Source organism: Flavobacterium bomense (genome assembly GCF_003970355.1).
The window spans coordinates 1-11,414 of sequence record NZ_RYDJ01000011.1; the positions used below are offsets into that span (position 1 = coordinate 1).

Consider the following 11,414-nt stretch of genomic DNA (forward strand, 5'->3'; position numbering starts at 1 on the left):
AAAGGACTGTTGATTCATATCTTCGGAAAAATCGCTTCCGCTTTTATAAACTTAACATTTTAACCCTTGATTCGCATTATCAATGTTATTATAAGCATAATCCAAGTTATAACACTCATCACCCAGGCCCTTGAGATAAGTTTTTGATTAAAAGTATTGCTGATGAAATAGCAATAAGTGATAGAATTACTAAAGTTATATTTTTTCTGACAGCCATTTGAACAATGCTATGATGGTCCATTAATGGATTTTTCCACAAAAAAGTATAATATTGATTGCAAGTTAAATAGACAAAAAACCATATTAAAATACCGAGGCAAATCTGAATTCCAGATAGTATAATTTCAAACATTCTCCAATTATGTTTCATTGACTTCCGCTAAATTAAACATTGTGCATTCTCATTTTTGTTGGTACTGAATATGTTCTTTGGCGAACTGGATAGAGGATTGATAGCTATTTTTTGGATTTACTTCTTCACCAACTCAAACACCAAAACCTGCGTTTTTTGTTTATCTGAAAAATTATTATCTGAAATGAAAATAATAGATTGATTACCATTTGCCAATTTTGGACCAAAAGTAAGTCCTTCGATATTATCAATAAAAATTCCCAAATCATCCATGTTAAGTACCAGTTTTTTAGAAGCCAATTCGAATTTTTGATTTTGCAAAGAGCTGTAGTTTTTTATATTAGTTGCTTTTTTTAAATCACACATAAATACTTTAACCGAACAGGCTTGTGTCCCGGTAGAATAGGAGCGTTCCACAACCAGCAATTGGTTTTTACCATAATACTGAATTGCCGAAACGCCATTTACACCAAAAGCACCTTTCGGAACAGGTTCATGAGCAATAGGTTCCAGTTTATAGCCGTATTGAGCGGTGTTCTTTTTTGTTTTGGCATCAAATTGATACAGCCGAATCAAACCGCCTTTGCTAGTATTGGCTTGGTCGCCATCTTCAAATAATGGTTCTTCAATATTGGTATAGACATTTTTATAGTTTTTGTCAAAAGTAATTCCTTCTAAAGTGCCGTTGTTTCGCGGACCTTTTTCCAGTTTCTGCATTTTTAAATTTTCCGGTAAGGTGACATTGCCTAGAAAATCACCTTTTAAATTCATGAAATTTAGAGAAGGATCTTGTAAAATTTCTTTATCTGCTGTTAGCACTCGAGCGCCTTCGCTACTCCAAACCAAAGTGTTCGTTTTTGGATTGAATCGGATGTCTTCCGGGTCTGCTGAAGTAGTTGGCATGGTGTTCCAATTGCCAAACGCTTTCCCAGTTGCATTTTTTAAAGTGGTGACACTTTGGAAATCAATACGTTCAACTTTATTTTCGAGCAAATGAATTTTTGCCGTATAAAATCTTGAATTGTTAAACATGGATCTATCGTCACTGATCAAATAATACAAATCATTCTTGGCATCATAATCGATTCCGGACAATCCGCCCACTTTTGTGTTTTGAAACGTTTCCTCAAAAGGAATTTCAATGGAACTGATTAGTTTTAAACTTGGGGTTGACTTGTTGTCAGCTGTTTGCTTTAAATTGGAACAAGAAATGAGGAAAGCTTGTAAAACGACAAGTAATAATAAATTGCGCATATAATAATTTGTTGCTGTTTGCAAAAAGGAACATATTTTGGATTAAACCCACTTTAAAAACTATGAATTGTCCGTTTGACTTTTCTCAAGATTGCGGAAGTAGTCAATTTTGTAATTAAACATTTCAGCCATATTTTTTGCCCGAAGTTTAGCTTCGTCGGCTAATGGACCAGAAAATAAGTTGTCAGTTGTTTCAGTGAAAATTTGCATCCAGCGGTCAAAATGTTCTTTGGCGACCGGTAATTGTTTGTGTGGTGGAAATGGACTTCCGGAATAGGAATGCACTTCAAGTAAAATAGTTTGCCAAAAGCGATACATTTTTTCTAAATGTTCCGGCCAGCGATTGCCTATTTTTTCGTTGAATATGGGTCCGATAAATTCGTCTTTTTGAACTTTAGAATAAAAAGTATTCACTAGTAATTTGATATCTTCGAATGTGGAAATGTCGTTAAATTGTGCCATAATTAGGTATAAAAAAAGCCTACGCAAAGGTAGGCTTTTATGTTGAAATGTGATGGTAAACTATTTTACTTTGGGCGGAAATTGTTCAAGAATTTTTGCCACAAATTCGTTGATTTGTTTTTCTTTTTCACTTCGGGTTTCGGTCAAATAACCAACTCCTTCGCCTTGCCAAACCAATTCTTTTTTCTTGGCATCAATTAAATCAATATACAATGTCCCTTCTGTTGATGAGGAAACAAAACTGCTGCGGCCTCCCCAAAAGTAAGGATTCCATCCCCAACCCCATCCGTAACCCCATCCTGCGTTGAACTGATTTACGTCAGTGCGTTCTCTTTCTTTAGTTAATATATTAATCAGCAAATCTGGATTTTCACTTTTGGTCATTCCTTTTTTGCTTAATTCTCGATCTATGGCATTGAGTATTCTTTTTTTGTCCAATTCTGATATTTCAACTCGATCTATGCCTTTTTTATGAAAAGCATACGTTTTGTATGGAGTAAAATCGACATTATTATCATAATCAGAATATACTTTTACGGAAGCGCAAGAGGCAAATACTAAAAGTAGAAATGCGAGAAGGAGTTTAATTGCTTTCATGACCTGTTTTTTTTGATTACTAAATGTTTATTAAAGATACGTTCAAATTTTTAAAAATCCAACAAATTGTCAGCGACTATATTAGGGATGGTTACTTTCAATAAAGGTTCCGTTTGCATCGCTCTTTTTATTGCAAATACTGCTCCTTCATTTCTAGCCCAGCTTCTTCTGGAAATTCCGTTGTTGACATCCCAGAAAAGCATTGATGCTAAACGTCTTGACGCTTCCTTTGAACCATCAAGAACCATACCAAATCCGCCGTTTATTACCTCTCCCCAGCCCACGCCACCGCCATTGTGAATGGATACCCAAGTGGCTCCACGAAAGCTGTCTCCAATGACGTTTTGTATCGCCATATCGGCGGTAAATCTTGAGCCATCATAAACGTTAGAAGTCTCTCTGTATGGAGAATCGGTGCCGGAAACATCATGGTGATCGCGACCTAAAATTACGGTTTCTATTTCGCCTTTGGCAATAGCCTGATTGAAAGCTTCGGCAATATTTACGCGTCCTTCAGCATCTGCATAAAGGATTCGTGCTTGTGAGCCTACAACCAATTTGTTTTCTTGTGCGCCTTTTATCCAATGAATATTGTCTTGTATTTGTTGCTGAATTTCTTCGGGAGCTGTTTTGGACATTTCTTCCAAAACCTGGCAAGCAATTACATCTGTTTTGGCTAAATCTTTTGGTTTTCCCGAAGCACAAACCCATCGGAAAGGGCCAAAACCGTAATCAAAACACATGGGTCCCATGATATCCTGTACATAACTCGGATATCTGAAATCGATGTGATTCTCTGCCATGACATCTGCACCGGCACGGGAAGCTTCCAGTAAGAAAGCATTTCCATAATCAAAGAAATACGTTCCTTTGGCAGTGTGTTTATTGATTGCTGTCGTATGACGTCGTAATGTTTCTTGTACTTTTGTTTTAAATAAATCAGGAGTTGATGCCATCATTTCATTGGCTTCTTCAAAGGAAATGTCAGCAGGATAATAGCCACCTGCCCAAGGATTGTGTAGCGAAGTTTGATCTGATCCTAAATCAATATGGATGTTTTCCTGGTCAAATTTTTCCCAAACCTCAACCACATTTCCAAGATATCCGATGGACACAATTTCATTATTGGTTTGCGCCAAAGCGACTCTTTTTACCAGCGCATCAATATTTTCAATCACTTCATTAATCCATCCTTGACTGTGGCGAATATGTGTAATTTTAGGGTTTACTTCGGCACAAACGGTGATACAACCGGCAATATTTCCGGCTTTAGGTTGTGCGCCAGACATTCCGCCCAAACCAGAAGTAACAAATAATCCGCCCTTTGGACTGCGTTTTATTTTACGAAAACCATTCAAAACCGTGATAGTTGTTCCGTGTACAATTCCTTGCGGGCCAATATACATGTAACTTCCGGCGGTCATTTGGCCGTATTGAGAAACGCCTAAAGCATTCATTTTTTCCCAATCATCCGGTTTAGAATAATTAGGGATTACCATGCCGTTTGTTACTACAACTCGTGGCGCTTCTTTATGCGAGGGAAATAATCCCATTGGATGCCCGGAATACATCGTCAATGTTTGCTCATCGGTCATTTCTGATAAGTATTGCATCGTCAATAAATACTGTGCCCAGTTTTGGAATACAGCTCCATTGCCGCCATAGGTTATCAATTCGTGCGGATGTTGTGCCACGGCGGAATCCAGATTGTTTTGAATCATCAGCATAATTGCTTTGGCTTGTTCGCTTTTTCCAGGATATTCATTTATTGGACGCGCACGCATTTCATAATCGGGACGAAAGCGATACATATAAATACGGCCGTATATTTCTAATTCTTGTCGAAATTCTTTTATTAGCTCATTATGATGTTTTGGTTCAAAATAACGCAAAGCATTACGAAGGGCTAATTTTTTTTCTTCATTCGAAAGGATTTCTTTACGCTTTGGTGCGTGATTGATGTCTATATCGTATGGTTTTGGTTTTGGTAAAACCGATGGGATTCCTTGTTGTATTTGTTCTTGAAAAAGGGTCCTGGTTTCTGAAATCGGAATTGTGGTAGGAGTTATGTGAGGTGAATTAGTCATAGTAATGTAAGCTTTTATTATTCATAATCTCTTCTTTTTCCCCCTTTGGGGGTTAGCGGGCTTTTATACGGACAATGGCGACAGCCACTTTTACAGCAATAACCCCGTTTTAAATGGTGTTTTTCAGTAAAACATTTATAGCCTTCGGGTGTGTAATAGAAATCTTCCCCTTCTATTAATTTATTTTCAGTACTTTGGTCCATCATATTTGGTATTGTGCGATTGCAGGCGTCATTCGATTTCGTTCAATTGCTAAATTGGGATTCAAATGATTGCGCTTTTTCATTAAAAAGCACCATTTTAGTAGTACAAATTTATAATTTTATAGCGAATGTTTCTGATTGTTTCTAAATATTTAATTCCAAAAGGATATCATGGATTAGAGATGAAAAACGATTTCCATGAGTTGTCACTTCCAGCTGGTGTCAATAATACCCAGTTTGAAATTACCTTTAAAAACAATTCCCGTTTAGGAGTTGAAGAGGCAGTGCGTAAAAATTTTGTAATTTATCAAAACAATTCTGCAAAAGATCTAAAAATCAGTAATCTCTTGTTATTGGATCTTGTTGCTTGTGGTTTATATGATGTAGCCGGAAAATTGATTTTTTAAGAAAGAAAATTCGGGAGTTAATACCTGCTATGCGTTTTCTACTGCGGGTCTTTGCGATGGTATTTACATTGTAAAATTAGCTACAAAAGACAAAATAGAGGTGGTCAGAAAATTATAATTAAAAATTAAATCCACTTGAAAAGAATTAATACAAAATGCAATCTATAAAGGTTGTATTTTTTTATATATAAATTTACCTTTGTGTCAAAAAATATTCGTTTGAATCAAAAGGTAATTACAGCATTTCCGAACTCTATTTCAGTAACCATCAAACGAGAAGATTTGATTCATCCTTTTGTTTCCGGAAATAAGTTTAGAAAACTGAAATACAATTTGCTTGAAGCCAAAAAAAACGAGCAGACCACATTGCTTACTTTTGGAGGTGCTTTTTCCAATCATATAGCAGCTGTGGCTTATGCGGGAAAAGAAAAAGGATTTAAAACCATCGGGATTATCCGTGGTGAGGAATTAGAAAGTAAAATCTCAGAGAATCCAACATTAATTTTCGCTCAAAATTGTGGAATGCAACTGGAATTTATTTCAAGAGACGCGTATCGGTTAAAAAGTGATGACTCATTTTTGGAGAAATTAAAACAACAATTCGGTCGTTTTTATCTCCTGCCGGAAGGCGGGACTAATGATCTTGCTATCAAGGGATGTGAGGAAATTCTAACTCAGGAAGATGCTCAATTTGATTATATTTGTTGTGCGATAGGAACTGGCGGTACCATTTCCGGTATCATAAACAGTGCTTTGCCGCATCAAAAAGTTTTAGGGTTTCCGGCCTTAAAAGGCGACTTTTTGAAAGAAGAAATTCGTAGTTTTGTACAAAATGAAAACTGGGAGTTCATTACAGACTATCATTTTGGGGGCTACGGAAAAGTTAATGAAGCATTAATCGGGTTTATCAATTCATTTTATAAGCAAAATAAGATTCCTTTAGATCCAATTTACACGGGAAAGATGGTTTTTGGTGTTATAGATCTAATTCAAAAAAACTATTTTCCTGCCCAATCAAAAATTTTACTAATTCATACGGGCGGAATTCAGGGAATTCAGGGAATGAATATGAAACTTCGGAACAAACAATTACCAATAATTGAGATCAATGATTAAGAAAATCCTACTGCTATTTATACTAATAACTTTGGTGAGTTGTAATGCCACTAAACCAATTATTGTTACTACCAAAAAAGCGCCTTCAAAATCAAAAATTGCTACGACGGCTAAAAAGGGATATGAAAAGAAAACCAAAACAGTACGTGCCACCGCAGGAAAATCATCAAGTAAAGAACTGAATAATAGTGAAACGGAAGAGATTGTTTCAACTTCAAAAACAATAGTTACAAATGATGTGATTGTAACCTACGTTTCCATATTCAAAGATATTGCAATGGGCAATATGAGGAATTATGGTATTCCTGCAAGTATTATTTTAGCGCAGGCCATTTTAGAGTCTGGTGCCGGGAAGGGTAATTTGGCTTTAAATGCGAACAATCATTTTGGAATAAAATGCCATGTAGGCTGGACAGGTGAAAGTATCAGGCATGATGACGATGCTGCACAGGAATGTTTTAGAAAATATGACAATCCATCAGAATCATTTAAAGATCACGCTTTATTTTTAACAGGAAGAAGCCGCTATGCTGGATTATTTGAATTCTCAAAAGGCGATTATAAAGCTTGGGCCAAAGGCTTAAAAGCCGCCGGATATGCCACAGATCCTAAATATCCGGATAAATTGATTTCGTATATTGAACGCTACAATTTGCATGAATATGACAATCAGGTTCTGGATATTAATTATGTGTCCAATGAAAAACAAATGATAACAGAATTAACGGTTGAATCCAGAAATACAATCCCTAAGGGGCTGGATTCCTATGTGGTTCAAAAAGGCGATACGCTATATTCTATTTCGAAAAAATTCGAATTAAAGATTGAGGATTTAAAACAAAAAAACAACCTCTCGGACAATGCCCTTTCTATTGGACAAAAACTGGTAGTAAAATAATTTTAAAATAACGATAATTCATAATTTCATACATGTTATATAAAAGAAGTAGTCAGCTTTTTGCTGAAGCAGAAAAAGTAATTCCTGGTGGCGTAAATTCACCTGTAAGAGCGTTTAAAGCAGTGGGAGGAACTCCTATTTTTGTCAAAAGTGCCAAAGGTGCTTATTTGTACGATGAAGACGGCAACCGTTTGATTGATTATATCAATTCATGGGGACCAATGATTTTAGGACACGCTTACGAACCGGTTGTGAACGCCGTGATAGAGAAAGCGAAGTTGGGAACCTCGTTTGGGATGCCCACAGAATTAGAAACACAAATTGCTGCTTTAGCCGTTGCTATGGTTCCAAATATCGATAAAATTAGATTTGTAAACTCTGGTACCGAAGCCTGTATGAGCGCTGTACGGCTGGCTCGTGGTTTTACAAAAAAAGATAAAATAATCAAATTTGCAGGTTGTTACCACGGACATTCGGATTCGTTTTTGATACAAGCCGGAAGTGGAGCCATTACTTTTGGTTCGCCAAACAGTCCTGGTGTTACAGCAGGGACGGCCAAAGATACTTTGCTGGCACGATACAATGATTTAGAAAACGTAGCCACTTTAATAGATGCGAATAAAAATGAAATTGCTGCTATAATCGTGGAACCTGTTGCGGGGAATATGGGTTGTATTCCGCCTAATAAAGGCTTTCTGGAAGGCTTACGCCAATTGTGTACCGACAACGGAATTCTCTTGATTTTTGATGAGGTAATGACCGGATTCAGACTCGCTGCTGGTGGTGTTCAGGAATTATTGCATGTAACGGCTGATATCGTTTGTTTTGGGAAAGTAATCGGTGGAGGATTGCCTGTTGGTGCATTTGCCGCCCGAGCAGAAATCATGAATTATCTTGCTCCGTTAGGTCCTGTGTATCAGGCAGGAACATTGTCTGGAAATCCATTGGCAATGGCCGCAGGATTAGCCATGTTACAAGCTTTAGACAGTGATCGTACTATTTTTAAAAGACTAGAAGAGAAAACAGCGTATTTGGCGGCAGGAATTGATAAAGTGCTGAAAGCAAATGATGTTACATTTACAATCAACACTATTGGCTCAATGATTTCGGTTCACTTTGATGCGGCTCCGGTTGTAGACTTTCAAACGGCTGCAAACGGCGACAACGAAACGTTCAAGAAATTCTTTCACGGATTATTGCAGGAAGGAATTTATATTGCGCCATCCGCTTACGAAACGTGGTTTATTACGGATGCATTAACGTATGCAGATTTAGATTTCACCATTCAAGCGATAGCTAAAGTTTCGAAAACATTTTAAATCAAAAAAGCCCCAAATTTTGGGGCTTTTTTATGAAGTAAGATGAAATAAGTAAGTCGAAAGTTTAAAAGGCGTAAAGTCAAAAGAATTAACTTTAAGTAAAATAGTTTTAAATCAGATTGTTATATAATTTTATCCTGATTTTAAAATACGACATTATACCATGGTTATTACTTAGTTTAAGTGAAAGGATTATTTTTTATTACCCGTTTCTACTGGTTTTTTGTTTTTATGATGCATCATTCTTTTTTTCATTCCGTGATGTTTGTTCCCTTTCATTTCATCCCATTTTTTATATTGGTCTGCTGAAAGAATTTTTTTTATTCGTTTTTTCATCACAATTTGCTCATCTAACATTTGGCTTTTCTTAGCAAAAAGTTCGTCAGAAGTCGGTTGTTTTTTAGCTGAATCTTTAGTTGCTTTTCGTTCGGCCATTTTAGCTTCTCTTTTAGTACTTTGTTCCGCGATGATTGTACTCATTTCTTTTTGTTGTGAAGCATTCAAATCTAATTCCAGAGTCATCTTTTTTAACTGCAGTTGATTTCTTTGATCAGGAGTTAATTGCTCCATTTGAGCTCTTTCCGGTCTTGCTTCTTTTTCTTGTGCAAAGCTTGTCATTCCGACAACTAATAATGCAACGATAAATAATTTTTTCATTTGTTTTGTTTTAAGTTTTATGTATATAAGATAACAATAGACCTAAAAAGTTTAATCCTTAACAAAAAATTATCGTTTGATTTTAGGGTAGTAAAGGTTTAAATCATATTTAAAATCCTGATTTGGGATAGCTTTACTTATAATTAATGCGATAACTCAATCGTTAATTTGTTGTGAAATTCTAAAAAACTATCACTATGGTTTATTATTTGTTTTTTTGCACCCCTAAAACAGTAGTAATTTAACTCTAGACTCGATGGTAAAGACTATCAAAAAAAAGCTAAATATCGTAGTAAAAGAGTTAGATATGGTTTTGAAATCTAAATTTTATAGTACTTTAGCTAATTATAAAGCGACAAACAAAAACGAATAGCCATTGACGGAAATCGCTAAAAAAAGTGGAAGCTGGAATTTATAAAGGGATTAATTCCATTTGACTCTAAAACTAGGTTTTTGTTTTTCGTCTCGGAAAAAATAAACGAGATGTTGGTTTGCTCTTAACACTATTCAAATGATTACAGAAAGAAAACAATACCAATTATTCGGAAATATAATTTTTGAAAAAGTGACAATAGAAGTACCATTCAAAATCCCAAATCCAGTGCCTAATGAAGCTTGTTTTCTATACATGCTCGAAGGGCAAGTAGACTACAAAATGCAGCATCAAAGTATATCAGTACCCGTAAACGAAGCGGTTTTGCTCAAATGTGGTACTTACTTCAGTCAAATGAAAGGCAATACTCTTTCTAAAAAAAGTCAGATCGTATTTGTCCATTTTCATCCTGAAATACTCAAGAAAATTTATGAGACCGATCTGCCTAAGATTTTTCAGCAACCAAAATTAGTCGATCAAACTATTGATATAACCCAAATCAATAACGATTTTCTAATCCAAAAATACATAGAAGGCTTGCTTTTTTATTTTGACAATCCCACACTTATTAACGAAGATTTGTTAGTCATTAAATTAAAAGAAATAATTCTGCTTTTATGTCAAACCAAAAATGCGCCTGTTATTCAACAAATTTTATCTCAACTTTTTTCTCCTACTAGTTATACTTTTAAGCAAATTATAGAAAATAGTTTATACAATCCTATAAGTTCGGAAGAGTTGGCTCAAATGACCAACCTAAGTCTTTCATCATTCAAGAGAGAATTCAAAAAAAATTATGACGATAGTCCAGCCAATTATATTAGAAATAAAAAATTAGAAAAAGCAGCTGAACTTTTATTAATATCTGATGAACGCATTACAAACATTGCTTTCGATTGTGGTTTCAATGATTTAGCCAATTTTTCGACACTTTTTCACGAAAAATACAGTCAAACGCCATCGAATTTCCGTTTGAACCAATTATCCAAATAGTTGAACGAATTACAAAAGTCTAAGCTTCTTATTTGTTGCACCTTTGTAATGTTGAATAACAAATACTAATTAATATAAAACAAAAATTATGGCACATTTAAAATTAGAAAATAATCCAGTTTCTCCAATATCTCAAGCAATTTTTGACAACACTCAAAAAACATTAGGATTTGTACCTAATATGTACAAAGGCATGGGGCAAAATCCAGCGTTGTTAGATATCTATATTTATGGATACAACAGCTTTAGAGCCAATTCAGGTTTTAATTCTGTAGAACAAGAAGTTGTTTTTCTTTCGGTAGCTTATGAAAATAATTGTGAATATTGTACGGCTGCTCACAGTTTTATTGCCGATAAAATGTCAAAAGTACCCACTGAAGTAACCAATGCCATTCGCGATGGAAAAGAAGTGCCAGATCTAAAACTAGCCGCTTTATCAAAACTAACGCGTTCGCTTACTGCAAACCGCGGGAATGTTGCACAAGAAGAAGTTGATGCCTTTTTAGCCGCAGGATATACAGAAACGCATGTTTTAGGTATTATTGCTGGAATTGCGGTAAAAACAATTAGTAACTATTCTAATCACAACACAAATCCTGAATTAGATGATGCTTTTGCCGGAAGAGCTTGGAAAAAATAATCAGACATCTTTTTTAATTGCTAATGCAGTTACTCACTGTGTTGGCTTTTACCACA

12 protein-coding genes are annotated in these 11,414 nt (G+C 35.5%); 6 read left to right on the forward strand and 6 right to left on the reverse strand.

Annotation, left to right across the window (positions count from 1 at the left end; genetic code table 11):
• Nucleotides 1-469 precede the first annotated feature (469 nt).
• Genes EKL98_RS10165 through EKL98_RS10185 form a run of 5 tightly spaced genes read right to left on the reverse strand, consistent with a single transcriptional unit; the run spans nt 470 to nt 4,958 of the window.
• Nucleotides 470-1,630, reverse strand: a complete 1,161-nt coding sequence (locus EKL98_RS10165) for an esterase-like activity of phytase family protein (RefSeq protein WP_233589418.1) — start codon at nt 1,628-1,630, stop codon at nt 470-472.
• Between the two features lie 36 nt (nt 1,631-1,666).
• On the reverse strand, nt 1,667-2,068 hold the full coding sequence (locus EKL98_RS10170; RefSeq protein WP_126562216.1) for a group III truncated hemoglobin: 402 nt from the start codon (nt 2,066-2,068) through the stop codon (nt 1,667-1,669).
• A 60-nt stretch (nt 2,069-2,128) separates the two neighbouring features.
• A complete protein-coding gene (locus EKL98_RS10175) occupies nt 2,129-2,665 on the reverse strand; it encodes a DUF4136 domain-containing protein (RefSeq protein ID WP_126455339.1) in 537 nt (178 codons plus the stop codon).
• A gap of 50 nt (nt 2,666-2,715) precedes the next feature.
• Complete coding sequence (locus tag EKL98_RS10180; protein WP_126562218.1) at nt 2,716-4,752, reverse strand: urocanate hydratase; 2,037 nt, start codon at nt 4,750-4,752, stop codon at nt 2,716-2,718.
• Between the two features lie 17 nt (nt 4,753-4,769).
• The gene (locus tag EKL98_RS10185) at nt 4,770-4,958 is read right to left on the reverse strand and encodes a DUF5522 domain-containing protein (protein WP_126462011.1); all 189 of its coding nucleotides are present in this window, start codon (nt 4,956-4,958) and stop codon (nt 4,770-4,772) included.
• Nucleotides 4,959-5,083: 125 nt separating this feature from the next.
• On the opposite strand from EKL98_RS10185, the gene EKL98_RS10190 reads away from it, so the two are divergent.
• The 4 genes from EKL98_RS10190 to hemL all read left to right on the forward strand — a co-directional run bounded on the left by EKL98_RS10190 (nt 5,084) and on the right by hemL (nt 8,695).
• Nucleotides 5,084-5,362 (forward strand): hypothetical protein, encoded by a 279-nt coding sequence (locus EKL98_RS10190; RefSeq protein ID WP_126462014.1) that lies wholly within the window; start codon nt 5,084-5,086, stop codon nt 5,360-5,362.
• Nucleotides 5,363-5,563: 201 nt separating this feature from the next.
• Nucleotides 5,564-6,478, forward strand: coding sequence for a 1-aminocyclopropane-1-carboxylate deaminase/D-cysteine desulfhydrase (locus EKL98_RS10195; RefSeq protein ID WP_370453903.1), 915 nt, complete (start codon nt 5,564-5,566; stop codon nt 6,476-6,478).
• Nucleotides 6,471-7,376 (forward strand): glucosaminidase domain-containing protein, encoded by a 906-nt coding sequence (locus tag EKL98_RS10200; RefSeq protein WP_126462017.1) that lies wholly within the window; start codon nt 6,471-6,473, stop codon nt 7,374-7,376. Before EKL98_RS10195 ends, EKL98_RS10200 begins: the two co-directional genes overlap by 8 nt.
• 32 nt (nt 7,377-7,408) lie before the next feature.
• Nucleotides 7,409-8,695 carry a glutamate-1-semialdehyde 2,1-aminomutase gene (hemL, locus tag EKL98_RS10205; protein ID WP_126562220.1) on the forward strand — a complete coding sequence of 429 codons (1,287 nt, stop codon included), beginning with the start codon at nt 7,409-7,411 and terminating at the stop codon, nt 8,693-8,695.
• A gap of 192 nt (nt 8,696-8,887) precedes the next feature.
• On the opposite strand, the gene EKL98_RS10210 is transcribed toward hemL, so the two are convergent.
• The gene (locus tag EKL98_RS10210) at nt 8,888-9,352 is read right to left on the reverse strand and encodes a hypothetical protein (protein WP_126556142.1); all 465 of its coding nucleotides are present in this window, start codon (nt 9,350-9,352) and stop codon (nt 8,888-8,890) included.
• Nucleotides 9,353-9,863: 511 nt separating this feature from the next.
• Here EKL98_RS10210 and EKL98_RS10215 point away from each other — a divergent pair.
• Complete coding sequence (locus EKL98_RS10215) at nt 9,864-10,718, forward strand: helix-turn-helix transcriptional regulator (RefSeq protein WP_126562222.1); 855 nt, start codon at nt 9,864-9,866, stop codon at nt 10,716-10,718.
• Between the two features lie 88 nt (nt 10,719-10,806).
• Entirely contained in the window at nt 10,807-11,358 is a 552-nt protein-coding gene (locus tag EKL98_RS10220) for a carboxymuconolactone decarboxylase family protein (RefSeq protein ID WP_126556148.1), read from the forward strand.
• Nucleotides 11,359-11,414 lie beyond the last annotated feature (56 nt).